9 protein-coding genes are annotated in these 15,630 nt (G+C 38.3%); all 9 read left to right on the forward strand.

The window, feature by feature from the left end; all coding sequences use genetic code 11:
- Positions 1–3: 3 nt before the first annotated feature.
- The 9 genes from pbpC (at position 4) to NF867_RS13055 (ending at position 14,640) form a co-directional block, all read left to right on the forward strand.
- Positions 4–2,412, forward strand: a complete 2,409-nt coding sequence (pbpC, locus tag NF867_RS13015) for a penicillin-binding protein 1C (protein WP_252588437.1) — start codon at positions 4–6, stop codon at positions 2,410–2,412.
- Positions 2,413–2,624: 212 nt separating this feature from the next.
- Entirely contained in the window at positions 2,625–5,156 is a 2,532-nt protein-coding gene (locus NF867_RS13020) for a DUF5686 and carboxypeptidase-like regulatory domain-containing protein (RefSeq protein ID WP_252588438.1), read from the forward strand.
- Positions 5,157–5,218: 62 nt separating this feature from the next.
- Positions 5,219–5,929: a 3'-5' exonuclease gene (locus tag NF867_RS13025; protein ID WP_252588439.1), complete on the forward strand. Its 711-nt coding sequence runs from the start codon at positions 5,219–5,221 to the stop codon at positions 5,927–5,929.
- A 117-nt stretch (positions 5,930–6,046) separates the two neighbouring features.
- Positions 6,047–7,804, forward strand: a complete 1,758-nt coding sequence (locus NF867_RS13030; protein ID WP_252588440.1) for an ABC transporter ATP-binding protein — start codon at positions 6,047–6,049, stop codon at positions 7,802–7,804.
- Between the two features lie 29 nt (positions 7,805–7,833).
- Entirely contained in the window at positions 7,834–9,579 is a 1,746-nt protein-coding gene (locus NF867_RS13035; protein WP_252588441.1) for a DUF885 domain-containing protein, read from the forward strand.
- Between the two features lie 55 nt (positions 9,580–9,634).
- Positions 9,635–10,123 carry a DUF456 domain-containing protein gene (locus NF867_RS13040; protein WP_252588442.1) on the forward strand — a complete coding sequence of 163 codons (489 nt, stop codon included), beginning with the start codon at positions 9,635–9,637 and terminating at the stop codon, positions 10,121–10,123.
- Between the two features lie 426 nt (positions 10,124–10,549).
- Positions 10,550–12,685, forward strand: a complete 2,136-nt coding sequence (rnr, locus tag NF867_RS13045; RefSeq protein WP_252588443.1) for a ribonuclease R — start codon at positions 10,550–10,552, stop codon at positions 12,683–12,685.
- Positions 12,686–12,766: 81 nt separating this feature from the next.
- Entirely contained in the window at positions 12,767–13,741 is a 975-nt protein-coding gene (locus NF867_RS13050) for a polyprenyl synthetase family protein (RefSeq protein WP_252588444.1), read from the forward strand.
- A gap of 377 nt (positions 13,742–14,118) precedes the next feature.
- Positions 14,119–14,640, forward strand: coding sequence for a TIGR00725 family protein (locus NF867_RS13055; RefSeq protein ID WP_252588445.1), 522 nt, complete (start codon positions 14,119–14,121; stop codon positions 14,638–14,640).
- Positions 14,641–15,630: the final 990 nt, after the last annotated feature.

Below are 15,630 nucleotides of genomic sequence, written 5' to 3' on the forward strand. Positions count from 1 at the left end.
GAAGTGATCGAAACAGCTTTTTCGAAGTTATTTAATCGAATAAAAGGATTATCAAAGGTTAAAAAACTGATGATGATCCTTTTGCTATGTTTTTTGGTCTGGTTTTCTTTTTTTTCACTTCCTAGTAAACTGTTTAATTCGCCAACCAGCTTTGTAATTGAAGATGCTAATGGAGAATTGCTTGGCGCTTCCATTGCAGCTGATGGCCAATGGCGATTTCCGTACAATGAATTGGTTCCCGATAAGTTTGCCAAATGCATTACAACTTTTGAAGATAAACGGTTCTATCGACACCTCGGAGTTGATCCTTTGGCTTTAGGCAGGGCAATTAAACAAAATATAAAAGCGAATAAAGTGGTTAGCGGTGGAAGTACCCTGACCATGCAGGTGATACGCCTTTCGCGTAAAGAATCCCGTACTTTTTGGCAAAAGTTTGTAGAAGCCATTTTGGCTTTTAGGCTTGAGTTTTCTTATTCTAAAGTTGAAATTCTTGCGCTTTATGCATCTAATGCGCCTTATGGGACAAATGTTGTAGGGCTTGATGCTGCCGCCTGGCGTTATTTCGGGCGTTCTCCCGAAGAACTCAGCTGGGGTGAAATGGCAACTTTAGCTGTTTTACCAAATAGTCCATCATTAGTACACCCTGGCAAAAACCGATCTTTATTACGCGATAAACGAAACAAGCTTTTAGACCAACTTTTCGATCAACAAATTATTGATAAAAGTACCTGTGATTTAGCCAAGCTCGAACCTATACCTGCTCGTCCGCTTCCGTTGCCAAGGTTTGCTCCGCATTTATTAAGCAGATTTAAAAATGATTTTCAGGGAGGAAAAGAGAAGTTCACCGAAACCCGGCTTCGAACAACAATTCAACTCGATCTTCAGCAAAAGGTAACAGACATCTTAAATCGTCATCATGTTAATTTTAAAGCCAATGGAATTGAAAATGCGGCAGCTTTAGTGCTTGATGTTGAAACTGGTAATGCTCTGGCATATGTAGGGAATGTTATAAATGCTGATGAAGAAAGTCAAGTGGACGTTATTCCCGCTCCTCGAAGCCCGGGAAGTACCTTAAAGCCATTGCTCTATGCCTCTATGCTCACCGAAGGAGATATTTTGCCAAACACATTAATACCAGATGTTCCTACGCAAATAGCAGGTTATACTCCAGAAAACTATGATTTGGGTTACGATGGCGCTGTTCCTGCGTCAAGGGCTCTAGCACGTTCATTGAATATCCCGGCAGTTAAAATGTTGCAGCAATATCGTTTCGAGCGGTTTTATGATAAGCTGAAACAATTAGGAGTATCAACCTTAAAAAAGCCATCAGGTCATTATGGATTATCGTTGATTTTAGGAGGAGGGGAAAATTCGATGTGGGAACTTGCTGGAATTTATGCAGGCATGGCCCGAATACTTAATCACCAATCGCGTGATAATGGTAAATACGCACCTGAAGATATTCACTCACCAAGCTATTCCTTTATTAATCATTCTGATGGGGATAATAGTGGTCCACTAAAGGATAATGGAATTTTAGATGCTGGCGCTATCTGGTCGACTTTTAATGCTATGGAAGAAGTAATGCGTCCGGGTGAGGAACTTCTGTGGCAGCAATTTATTTCAACTCAGCGGATTGCATGGAAAACAGGAACCAGCTTTGGTTTTCGAGATGGTTGGGCTATAGGACTTACACCAAAATATGTGGTAGCAGTTTGGGTAGGTAATGCAGATGGTGAGGGTAGGCCAGGCCTTACCGGAATTTCTGCTGCTGCCCCGGTCTTATTTGATGTTTTTAGGTTGTTACCAACCGGGGCTTGGTTCGATCCTCCGTACGACAAACTCCGAAAACTTCCTATTTGCAGATTAAGTGGTTATAAAGCAGGAAAATATTGCGAAATGATTGATTCGGTGTGGGTGCCGAAAACAGGTATTAATACAAAGGTTTGTCCTTTTCACCAGTTGGTACATTTGGATAGAACTGGCCAGTTTAGGGTTGATGCCAATTGTGAATCTCCAGAGTTAATGCAAAACAAATCGTGGTTTGTATTACCACCAGCCATGGAATGGTATTATAAGTCTAAAAACCAATATTATAAACCATTGCCTCCTTTTAAAGCCAATTGCGAAGGCGCGGAGCAAGGTTTTGCCATGGAAATTATCTATCCCAAAAATGGGGCTAAGATCTATGTGCCTGTTGAATTAGATGAGTCAAAGGGTAAAACCATTTTCTCGGCAGCTCACCGAAATGCTGAGGCTAGAATATTTTGGCACCTAGATGATGAATTTATTGAAACCACCCAAAGTTTCCACCAAATAGCGTTAAGTCCTAAACCTGGAAAACATAAGCTTACACTCGTTGATGAAAATGGTGAACGTATTGAAATCGGATTTGAGATCTTACAGAAATAGCTTTCATCATCGATTAAGTAGCCCCTGGCTTTATAATTTGTAACTAATAGCTAAATTTCAAGGGCTTATATATTTCTACATGAATAAAAGTTTCAAAAAATAAGCATCAGGTATTTATTATTTGAATTCAAATCAGTTAATTGCGGCCTTAATTAGCTGCCATAAACACCAGATGTTTTAGGGAGCGTTTTTGACTATAACCAACTGATTTGATGTATTATAGACGGTTCCCGCTAACGTTTTGTGTTTTAATTTTCTTTTTTACTCTTCCACTTATATCCAATGCTCAATGGGTTCTGAAAGGAAAAATTATTGATGAGCGATATGGAGATCCCCTGCCGGGCGCAAGTATTTCATTATTAAAAACAAAAGGAAAAGGAACCATTTCTGGAGCCAATGGTAGTTTTAAGATCATCCTTCCTCAATACATTAATGACTCCCTTGAAGTTAATTTCGTTGGTTATAAGCATAAGAAAGTAGCGTTGCCAAGAGAAACAAAAGATACCTTGGTGATTTCTATTGTTCCTGATGCGGTTATCCTTACAGAATATGTGGTTTCTTCGAAACGTGAAGATCCAGCGTATGATATTATCCGCGAGGCATTAAAGAGGAAGAAATACAATAATTTAGAGAAGTTAGCAACTTTTGAATACGAAAGTTACAGTAGGATAGAAAGTTATTTGAATAGTTCAGATAGCTCTTCTCTTCAGAATATGCGCGTTTTTAAAGAAATGCGTAAGAAAGCGATGGAATTAAATGTAATGAAGGATAGCTTAGGGCATTCGTTAATTCCCATTGTGGCTGCCGAAACATTTAGTAGTTTTTACCAACGCAATAGTCCACAGGCAATTAGAGAAGATGTTGTAGGTAAAAATATTAAAGGTATTGGACTTGAAGATGTTGATGGTTATGGAGAGCTTCTCACAGGTAAACTCAATAACTACAATTTTTATAAAAACTATATCCGGATCCTCTCGAAAGACTTTTCATCCCCTTTAGGAGATGGCTGTATTTTAAATTATAAGTTTAAACTTAAAGCCGATAGCGATTTGGTTGAAGGAGTATGGTGTTATCGAATTGATATAAAACCACATAATCTGGCTGCTGTGGCCTTTACCGGAACAATATGGTTAAGTTTGGATGATTATGCCTTGGTTAAAGCGGTATTAAAAACCAATAAGCACACTACTATCAATTTCATTGAAAATTTATCAATTGAACAAAACTTAGTAAAGGTAAATGAATCCTGGATGCCAGTTCGTACTTTTTCGAAAGCAGAAGCTGTTGATCCTCAGCATTATTTGCCAAGACTCCATGTTAGCTATCTAACTCTTAATTCAAACTTTGCAGTTAATAAACCGCATGACGACACTTTCTATGAACAGTCGATTACGGATTCAATAATTCCAGAAATCGAGCTTCAACGAAGAAAGTTTCTAGTGAATACAAATAAAAATAATTCAACGCCGGTAGCTGTATTTACTCAAATTGAAGCCATGCGTAATTTAAACGCAGTTAAGCAAAATGTTAAGCTGGCTACCGTAATTGGGACTTTGCATTATACGACAGGGCAATTTGATATTGGTCCGATAACACGAATGGTTATGTGGAATAATGTTGAGGGAGTAAGGCCGGGATTCGCCATGCGCACCAATCAGTTTTTTCATAACAATTGGCAATTTGCAGGTTCAGTTGCATATGGAGTTAAAGATGAGCAGTTTAAGTATTTTGGTGAAGTTGTTTATAGAACAAAAAACAAGGACAATTCAACTTGGGGAGCTAACTTTCAATATGATATTTTGCCGCTCAATTTGGTAGGTGAGAATAATAGCGAATGGGTTAATGGCAATGCGTTTATGCGCGAATTATATTCAACAACAACACGTTGGGGGAAAATTGCCGAGCGTTCGCCTTTTTACCAGCAACAGTATAAACTTTGGTATGACCTTGATCTAAGTCAGAGCTTCCATCATAAAATATCATTTATAAATACAAATCTTGAAGAGGCTAATTTATATTCATCAAATCTTGGAAACAGTCTTACGTACACTGAGTTACTTCTTGAAACGGGCTTTTTAAAGACAAAGAAAAAGATTCGAATGAAAAACAATCGCCAGATAAATGTGGGCGGTATGCAATTTCCACGTGTAACAGTATGGCTGGCTGCTGGTATCAAAGGGTTATTTAAGGGACAATACAATTATCAAAAGGTTTACACCAACATCACCCAAAAGAATGTTAACGTGTTGGGTTTAGGCCATTCATTTTTCCAGGTTAACGCTGGTTATGTGTTTTCCAAAGTTCCTTTTCCATTATTGAGAACTCATCAGGGTAATGAATCACTACTATTGTATAACCGTGGCTTCAATCAAATGAAATACGCCGAATTTGTTAGCGATCACTACGTGGCTTTAAACTGGAATCATTCATTTGATTCACCTATCTGCGACCGTATTCCGGTTATGGCTCAATTAAGCCGGTATTTAGGTTGTCGTACAAGTGCGTATGCAGGGGTGGTTTTTGGAGGTTTGCGAGCGGAAAATCAGGAGCTGTTAAATCAATGGCAAGCAACTAACCCTATGGGCTTAAAAGCACTTGCATTTAATAAACCATATGTTGAAATTGGTGGAAGTTTGGATAATATCTTCAAGTTTTTATCTGTAGGATATTTTGAACGTTTGTCATATAATTTAGCCGGAGAATCAACAGGTGGGATTAAATTAGCCGCAAAAGTAACCTTATAATTACTGGTTGATTTATTGCTAAGCGTAGTTGGGATTACTTTTAGTTTATAAACGTTATTGCAATGCTTAACAGTCTTTCTTTCAGAAATGTATTTTTTCTTGATATAGAAACCGTCTCACAGAAGCCTGATCTTGATGAGCTCGATGCTGAGTTTCAACAGTTATGGGATATAAAATCCGGATATTTTAGGAAAGAAGAACAATCAGCTTCAGATGTTTATTCGCGTGCGGCGATTTATGCTGAGTTTGGTAAGATCATTTGCATTTCTATCGGAAGGATTGTAGAGGATGAACAAGGAATGAAGTTCCGGCTCAAATCGTTTTACGGAGATGATGAAAAAGTGATCCTTACTGATTTTGCCAACCTATTAAACAAACAAAAGAATACTACCATTTTATGTGCTCACAACGGAAAAGAATTCGACTTTCCGTATCTCTCACGCCGAATGCTGATCCACGGCATCGAACTACCCGAAATATTAAATAACGCTGGCAAAAGACCATGGGAAACTAATTTTTTAGATACCATGGAACTGTGGAAGTTCGGCGATTATAAAAATTATACTTCTCTTAGGCTATTAGCTGCCGTATTTAATATTCCAACACCTAAAGATGATATTGACGGAAGCATGGTTGGTTCGGTTTATTGGGATGATCATGACATTGAAAGAATAAGAACCTATTGCGAAAAAGATGTGATTACCGTCGCCCAAATTCTGCTAAAATTTAAAGGTAAACCATTGCTCGATCTTGATTCCGTGGAGAGAGTTTAAGAGTGAATGGTGTAAATAGGTAGTAGAAGATTCGTTCTTTTTTTTTATATCTACCAATTGTCATATTTCTGATCCTCACCCTTAGCTGCAATCATACTTAATTACTATTTTGCAGCAATGTCAACTACAATTCTTGAGGTTAAGAATCTTTATACATACTTTAAAACCGAAGATGGCTGGGTAACAGCCGTTAAGGACATAAATTTTTCATTAAAAAAAGGCGAGGTAATAGGAATAGTGGGTGAGTCGGGTTCAGGTAAGTCTGTGACCTCACTATCTATTATGCAGTTAATTGCCAAATCAAATGGCCGCAATGAAGGACAAATATTGTTTACTGAAGGTGAAACAACAACCGATCTGTTAACACTGTCAGAAGAAGCCATCAGGTTGTATCGAGGCAATAAAATAGCCATGATATTTCAGGAACCAATGACCTCTCTTAATCCGGTTTATACACTGGGTGATCAGGTAGCTGAAGCTATTCGACTGCATCAGCGAGTTGATAAAGCCACCGCTCGTAAAAAAACAATCGAATTATTTAAGGAAGTGCAACTGCCCAGACCAGAGCTATTGTTCGACTCTTATCCTCATCAGGTATCAGGTGGACAAAAGCAACGGGTAATGATTGCCATGGCTTTATCGTGTAATCCGCAACTTTTAATAGCCGATGAGCCCACCACGGCACTCGATGTTACCGTTCAAAAAACTATCATCGAACTGCTCAAAAAACTTAAAAACGATCGTGGAATGAGTATGATCTTCATTTCGCACGATTTGGGTTTGGTATCCGAAATATCGGATAAGGTGGTGGTTATGTATAAAGGTGAAGTGATGGAACATGGCTATGCCGAACAAGTGTTCAATCGCCCACAACATCCATATACAAAAGGGTTATTAGCTTGTCGTCCGGCTGCAAATCTTCAGCTAAAGAAATTGCCTACGGTTGCAGACTTTATGCAAGTTGATGAGCAGGGCAAAATCACTGAAACTGGTATTGATTTAAATAACCTTGATCATGTATTCGGTTTTAAAGCCAATGAAAAGGAATATCGCAAAGAGAAACTTTATAAACAGGAACCTTTGTTGAAATTAAATGGAGTTCAAACTTGGTTTCCGGTTAAACATGGCATTTTTGGGAAGATAAAAGACTATGTTAAGGCGGTTGATGATATTACGTTTGAAGTTTATCCGGGTGAGACATTAGGACTGGTAGGAGAGTCGGGCTGTGGGAAAACCACACTCGGACGTAGTATTTTGCGTTTGGTGGAGCCTACAGGTGGAACTATTTTGTTTGATGGTAATGATTTGCGTAAACTATCAAATGAACAAATGCGCGAATTGCGTAAAGATGTTCAGATCATTTTTCAGGATCCTTATTCATCACTCAATCCACGTTTAACAGTAGGTAGCTCAATTATGGAGCCTATGCAGGTGCACAAGGTTTTTAATAATGATAAGGAGCGCAAGGCAAGGGTATTGGAGTTATTAAAAAGAGTAGGATTGAAAGAAGAACATTTTAACCGTTATCCGCACGAGTTTTCCGGTGGACAACGACAACGAATTTGTATTGCCAGAGCTCTTGCATTAAATCCCAAGTTTATTATTTGTGATGAATCCGTGTCTGCCCTGGATGTTTCGGTGCAAGCACAGGTTTTGAATTTATTAATTGAACTTCGTGAGAAGTTCAACCTAACCTATATCTTCATTTCCCATGATTTGTCGGTAGTGAAATTTATTTCTGATCGGATGGTGGTTATGAATAAGGGTAGAATTGAAGAGATGGGAGATCCTGATCAAATTTATAATCATCCCCAGAAAGAATACACCAAGCGTTTAATTGAGGCCATACCCAAAGGTAAATTGCTGAAAGTTTAAAATGTCAATCAACAATCAATAATATTCTTATGAAAAAAACAATGTTTTTGCTATTCGTCGGAGTTGCTTTAGTTTCCTGCAAAGGAAATAAGCCAGCAGCCTCCGTGAATATTGACAGCAGGTTTGATGCTTATAAAAATAAGTTCATCGAAAACTTCTGGGCTATTTACCCTGATTTTGCCACTTCTCAAGGTTATCACAAGTTTGATAGCATCTTAAAAGTACTTAATGAATCGTACAATAAAGAGCAATTGACTTTTGTTGCAACTAACCTCGATTCACTCAAGCAATTCGATATAAATGCCCTTTCGGATGCCAATAAAACCGATTTTCATATGATCGAAGATCAGTTGAAAAGCACTGAATGGAACATTAATACGTTAAAGTCCGGTGAGTGGAATCCTTCTAATTTTAATGTATGTGGTATATTTTCATACATGCTGGGTGAGAAATACGCCAAATTGGATGATCGTTTAAAAAGCATTTCTCTAAAACTGGTTAACGTTCCGGCTTATTACGAAGCTGCAAAAAGCAATATTAAGAATCCTACTGTTGAACATACCCAATTAGCAATTGACCAAAACTTGGGTGGTTCGGTAGTTTTTTCGGCTGATTTAATCGATTCGGTTAAGAGTTCAGGCTTATCCGAAGACGAGAAAAAGCAATTGACAGACCGTAGCCAAGCCGCACTTAATGCTGTTAAAAGCTATACAGATTGGTTAAAGAATTTGAAGAATGATAAGCCAAGGAGTTTCAGATTAGGTAAAGAGTTATATATGAAGAAGTTTGAATTTGATATTCAATCATCATATACAGCTGACCAAATCTATGCTATCGCCACTAAACGCAAAGCTGAAATTCATGCTGAAATGGCAAAAATTACCGATCAATTATGGCCTAAATACTTTGGAAATACACCGAAGCTTGGTGATAAACTGTTAATGATCCGCAAGATGATTGACACCCTTTCGGTTAAACATGTTAAACCGGAGGATTTTCAGGCTTCTATTGAGAAACAAATTCCGACTTTGGTCGAGTTTGTTAAAAAGAAAGACCTGTTATACATCGACCCGTCAAAACCATTGGTTGTTCGTAAAGAACCTGCTTATATGGCGGGAGTGGCTGGAGCCTCAATAAGCGCTCCTGGCCCTTATGACAAAGGTGGAAACACCTATTACAATGTAGGAAGCTTAAATGGTTGGCCAAAAGATAAAACGGAAAGTTATTTAAGAGAGTATAACGACTATATTTTACAAATCCTCAATATTCACGAGGCCATTCCTGGCCATTACACACAATTGGTTTACTCAAACCAATCACCAAGTATTATCAAATCGGTGTTTGGTAATGGAGCAATGGTTGAAGGTTGGGCTGTTTACGCCGAACGTGTAATGCTTGAGTCGGGCTACGGTAATAATGAGCCTGAAATGTGGTTGATGTATTATAAATGGCATTTACGTACACTTTGCAATACCTTGCTCGATTACAATGTGCATGTCAATGAAATGAGTAAAGAAGACGCAATTAAATTGTTAACCTACGAAGCATTCCAACAGCAGGCAGAGGCTGAAGAAAAATGGAAGCGCGTAAGTGTAACACAAGTTCAGCTTACTTCTTACTTTACCGGTTTCACGGAAATCTTTAACCTTCGTGAAGAATTGAAAAAGAAAGAAGGGGATAAGTTCAATCTGAAAGCATTTCATGAAAAGTTCTTGAGCTATGGAAGTGCACCTGTTAAGTACATTAAAGAGTTAATGCTAAAAGAAACTAATTAGATTTTACTTAATTTTTAATACTCAATCCCGGCTAAGCCGGGATTTCTACTAACTAATGGATATTATTTTAATTGCTCTTGGCTTACTATGCTTGATTCTGGGTTTCCTCGGAAGCTTTTTACCTGCATTACCGGGTCCTCCTTTAAGTTGGCTGGCCCTATTACTTTTACATTTTACCGATAAGGTTCAGTACGATACACAATTTTTAATAGTGACCGCGATAGTGGTATTGATAGTTGGCGTATTGGATTATTATATTCCTATCTATGGTACGAAGAAATTGGGTGGGACTCAATATGGCCAACGTGGGGCAACAATTGGTTTAATTGCAGGATTGTTTTTAGGTCCCTTAGGAATAATATTTGGACCCTTTGTTGGTGCATTTGTTGGCGAACTGGTACACGATAATAAAGATTTCAATAAAGCATTGCGTTCGGGTTGGGGAGCATTTTTAGGTTTTATAGCCGGAACTGTAATGAAAATGGCCGTTTGTATAGTGTTCACATTTTATTTCATTAAAGATTGGCTGGCAAGCTATTTTTAAAGTACAAAGTGAGAAGTACAAAGTCAGAAGACAAAGTACAAATTACAAAGAGGAATGTAAGAAGTACAAAGAGGAATGAAGAAAGTATAAAGTGGCAAGTAAGCAATGCAATTTGGTAAGTAAGAAGTACAAAGAGGAATGTAGAAAGTATAAAAAGGAATGAAGGAAATATAAAGTGGTAAGTAAGTAGTGCAATTTGGAAAGTAAGAAGTACAAAGTAGTTAGTAAGAAGTACAAAGAGGAGTGAAGAAAGTATAAAGTGGTAAGTATAAAGTGCAAAGTGGCAAGTAAGAAGTATAAGGTACATAGAAAGACCTAGCTTTCAACTTTGTACTTCTAAAATTGTACTTTTAACTTTGTACTTCTAAAATCTAACTTCTAAAATTGTACTTCTAACTTCTAATATCCTTTTCCTATATTCGTTTCATGGCGAAAAAAAATATGAAAGGATTGCGCCAGGTGTTTACCCAATTGGTGGTCAACATCTTATCGCAGCATCCTAACCAAGCGCTAAATTACAAGCAAGTAAGCGGTAAGCTAAATGTTAACGACGAAGAGTCGAGAAAAGTTATTCTTGAGGTTTTACGAACCGAAGTGAAGCAAGGTACCCTGAGTGAACCATCCCCCGGGAAATTCCAGATAAAAGCATTAAAAACGTATGTCGTGGGCCGTATTGATATGGCTGCCTCAGGATCAGCTTATGTAGTTACGCCTGAGTTGGATCAGGATGTCTTTATTGCTCCCCGTAAGCTACGTAATGCATTACACGGAGATACGGTGAAGATTTTTGTATATGCAAAAAATAACGGTCGTCAACCAGAAGGAGAGGTTGTAGAGATATTGGATCGTGCTAAACTTGAATTCTCGGGATTAGTTACGGTGGAAGGCAAATTTGGTTTCCTTGTTCCCGATGATCGCAAAATGTTGCACGATATTTTTATTCCTCAGCATGGATTAAAAAACGTGAAAGACGGTGACAAGGCAATTGCCCGTATTACCGAATGGCCGCAGGGAGCTAAAAATCCTATTGGAGAAATTGTCCATGTACTGGGTCGACCTGGGGAGAATAATACCGAAATGAATGCTATTCTGGCTGATTTCGGGTTTCCTATTAAATTTCCGGATAAAGTAGAAGAGGAAGCAAACCAAATTCCGGATGTTATTACTTCCGAAGAAATCGCTAAGCGTAAAGATTTCAGGTTAATTACCACGTTTACCATCGACCCAATTGACGCGAAAGATTTTGACGATGCGATTTCTTTCCGCAAACTCGACAATGGTAACTATGAAATAGGTGTTCACATCGCAGATGTTTCGCATTATGTTTTACCGGATACATTGCTTGATAAAGAGGCTCAGGAAAGAGGAACTTCCGTTTATTTAGTTGACCGTGTTATTCCGATGTTGCCTGAGCGTTTGTCGAATGGTGTTTGTTCACTCCGTCCAAATGAAGAAAAATTGACTTTTTCTGCCGTTTTCGAAATGGATGAAAAGGCCAATATTATAAACGAATGGTTTGGGCGAACGGTTATCAATTCGGATAGACGATTTACGTATGAAGAAGCTCAGGAAATATTGGAAGGTAAGGAAGGCGAGTTTTCAGATGAATTATTAACGCTGAATAAGTTGGCTTATATCTTACGTGATCATCGATACGCCTCTGGTGCAATTAATTTTGAATCTACCGAGGTTAAGTTTAAACTCGATGAAACAGGTAAACCAATTGGGGTGTATGTAAAGGAACGTAAGGATGCTCATAAGTTAATTGAGGATTTTATGTTGCTTGCTAACCGTCGTGTAGCCGAATATGTGGCTAAGCTGGGACCTAAAAAGAGGTCCTATACCTACGTTTACCGTGTGCACGATGCTCCGGATGAAACGATGTTGGCCAAATTTTCAGAGTTTGCTGCAAGGTTTGGGTATAAGATCAGTACCAAGAATCATAAGGAAATTTCAAAGTCATTGAATTTTCTGATGGATGACGTGGTGGGCAAAAAAGAGCAAAATGTTCTTACTTCGTTAGCAATCCGTTCAATGGCCAAGGCGGTGTATACAACCAAAAAGAGTAGTCATTACGGTTTGGCTTTTGATTATTACACTCATTTTACCTCTCCAATCCGTCGCTACCCCGATGTAATGTCCCACCGTTTACTGGCACAGTATTTAGCTAACGAGAAATCAGCCAACCTTGATCAGTATGAGAAAATGTGCGAACATTCTTCACAAATGGAGAAAAAAGCGGCAGAGGCTGAACGTGCTTCAGTTAAATACAAACAAGCTGAATACCTGAAAGATAACATAGGCGAAGAATTCGATGGTATTGTTTCGGGTGTTACCGAATGGGGAATGTATGTTGAGATTGTAGAAAACAAGTGTGAGGGCATGATTCGCTTAAGAGATATGAACGATGATTTTTATGTGCTCGACGAAGCTAACTATTGCATTATCGGTCAGCGTAAAAAGAAGAAATATCAATTAGGGGATACGGTTCGAATCCGGGTAAAAGCAGTTAACCTTATTAAACGTCAAATTGATTTTGTGATGGTTTTAAATCATCAATAAATCCTTGAGAGTGAGAAAACGTGTTGAATTTTATCTTTTAGATCAAAGACCCAAATCTCACTCTCGTATTTATTTTTTATAATGTATTCAATAAAGCAGCTACAAGAGATAGTTAATAAACAAGTAGAAGAATTAGTTTTACCTGAAACACCTATTGAGCTATATGAGCCAATAAAGTATCTGATGGCAATAGGTGGTAAACGTATGCGACCAGTTTTAACATTAATGGGTTGCAATTTATTTACAGATAATATCGAAGCTGCAAAATCTCCTGCATTGGGTTTAGAAGTGTTCCATAATTTCACCCTGATGCATGATGATATTATGGATAATGCCCCGATTCGTCGTGGAAAGGAAACCGTTCACGAAAAATGGAACTCCAATGTGGCTATTTTATCTGGCGATGTAATGTTGGTAAAGGCCTATGAATTGATGATGCAGACTCCCGATGCATTTTTACGTCCTGTTCTTAATATCTTCAATAAAACAGCTGCTGAGGTATGTGAAGGTCAGCAGATCGACATGAATTTCGAGCAACTTAAAACGGTTTCTGTTGATGAGTATCTTAATATGATTGCACTTAAAACAGCAGTTTTATTAGGTGCTTGCCTTCAAACAGGTGCTTTACTCGGAAATGCTTCCAATGAAGATGCGGAGCATTTGTATCAGTTAGGGAAAAATTTAGGTATTGCGTTTCAGCTTCAGGATGATATTTTGGACGTTTATGGCGAACCTGAAAAGTTTGGCAAGCAGGTAGGGGGTGACATTATTGCCAACAAAAAAACCTTTTTATTGATAAAGACTCTTGAATTAGCAGATAGTGAAACATTGATTTCTTTGGAAAGATGGTTAAATACCGATGTTTTCATCAGTGAGCAAAAAGTAAAAGCGGTTACCGATATTTATAATCAGTTAAACGTAAAGGCATTGGCGGAAGCTCAAATGCAACAATATGTTAATCTTGCACTCAATCATTTAAATGAAGTGAGAACGGGTCAGGAACGAAAACAGCCATTAATTGATTTTGCTAACCAATTATTGGTTAGGGAACAATAATTCACACAGGTTATTATAAACAGGAAGATCGAAAACTTCGGAAGTGATATATCCGAAGAAGAATTTCCTCTTCAGGAATGCATACTAGAGCTCAATCATTTTCGACAAAAAAAATATCGAAGCCAGAAAACTGATTTAGAGAAAAATCAGAATTAGAAATCGGACTTCTGCATGAGAAAATAGGTCATTTAATTATTCACTAGCAACATGAATTAATTCAAATTCAAAAGATGCAAATGGAAATGTTGGATGATATAATGGCCGAAATTAAGAACAGTAAAAATCAAACTGATAGTAAGAATCGATAAGTGCTTGTTTTAAATTCCACTGAATTTTGAGAATTTAGCAATTCAAAATAAAACCACTTCTTATAATATATGAATGTAACCAGAATACAAGCGACTGTAATTGGAGATTCTGACGCCGAGCCAGAGGCACTTACTGCTGCAGAGGCCGTGGGAGCTATTCTGGCAAAATTGGGAGTTACAGTGGTTACCGGTGGAAGGGGAGGTATAATGGAAGCTGCAAGTAAAGGTGCGGCTGAAGCAGGGGGCTTAACAGTAGGTATTTTGCCCTTTGAAGAAAGTATTAAAGCCAACTCTTATTGTAGAGTGGTTATTCCTACAGGCATTGGTCATGCTCGTAGTTATGTGAATATTCTGTGCGGAGATTTAATAATAGTAATTGGCGGTGGAGCTGCCACACTTTCTGAGATGTGTTTTGCCTGGATGCAGAATAAACCAATTTTTGCCTTAAAAGCCTACGGAGGATATGCCCAGGAATTTGCAGGGAAACAATTGGATTCATTACGACATGATGTGGTTATTTCATGCGAAAATATACGTGAGTTAGAAAAGAAGGTAAGCGACTGGCTTCACCTTGAAGATATATTGAACTAATAAGAGAAGTTAACTAAAAGAGGTTGATGAGTAATATCATCAACCTCTTTTAGTTAAAATGATGATAATGTCGAGTTGTTGCTTAAGTAAAAAATCATTTGAAAACCTTCAGCTATTCCATTTGCAACCATTAACCCCGCTTTTCATTTCTAGTCCTCATCCGATGAACCGGGATGCGGGCTTTTCATTTCAATTGGGTTTATGGCCAGCCCGTTGCTCCCACATATACCTCTATATTTATAATCTTTAACTGAATAAATGATGATAATAAACTTTTTCTCTCTTTCAATCAGCTCTTTAGAGGGAATATTGCCTAAAAAGGTAAAAAGAGTTTGGCAGGGGATGGAAAGTTTCTACCTTTGCACTCCGCAATCGGAAGGAGGGCGGCAGGAATTGAAAGGGTGGTTTACAGGCAGGAGCAGGGGGGAAGAGCAGCAGTAGCCGGTAAAGAAAAGGTTGAAACGGAGCTGAAATTTATTTTAAAATAAATTTGGCAAAAGCAAAAAAAATTTTCACCTTTGCACTCCCGAAACGACGGGGTTTGAATGAGTAAGTCATCGAGACGAAGAGATTGAAAAACGGGCATAGCGATAAGGAGAAAGCAGAAAGGCGAGAAAAAAATAAAAAATAATTCTTGCGAAAACAAAAAAGAAGCTTACCTTTGCAGCCCCGCTGAGACAGAAGGTCGGAAGCGTAAAAAGAAAGACGGATAAAGAGGACGCCGAAAGGCAAACAGGTTCGATTCCTGAAGTATCCACGAAGGATTAACCAACGGGTTAGTCAAAAAGTTCTTTGAAGAGATGAGAATAGCGCAGCGCGAGAATGTAGCGATACATGATCAAGCTAAGAATAACTGTCAATCCAAGAGACAATGTCGAGTTGAGCGATCAACGAGACACCATCTCGGCTAAGCCGAGATAGGAACAAACTTAAAATATACAATGGAGAGTTTGATCCTGGCTCAGGATGAACGCTAGCGGCAGGCCTAAT

The sequence above is a fragment of the Solitalea agri genome (genome assembly GCF_023914155.1).
Classification (GTDB): domain Bacteria; phylum Bacteroidota; class Bacteroidia; order Sphingobacteriales; family Sphingobacteriaceae; genus Solitalea; species Solitalea agri.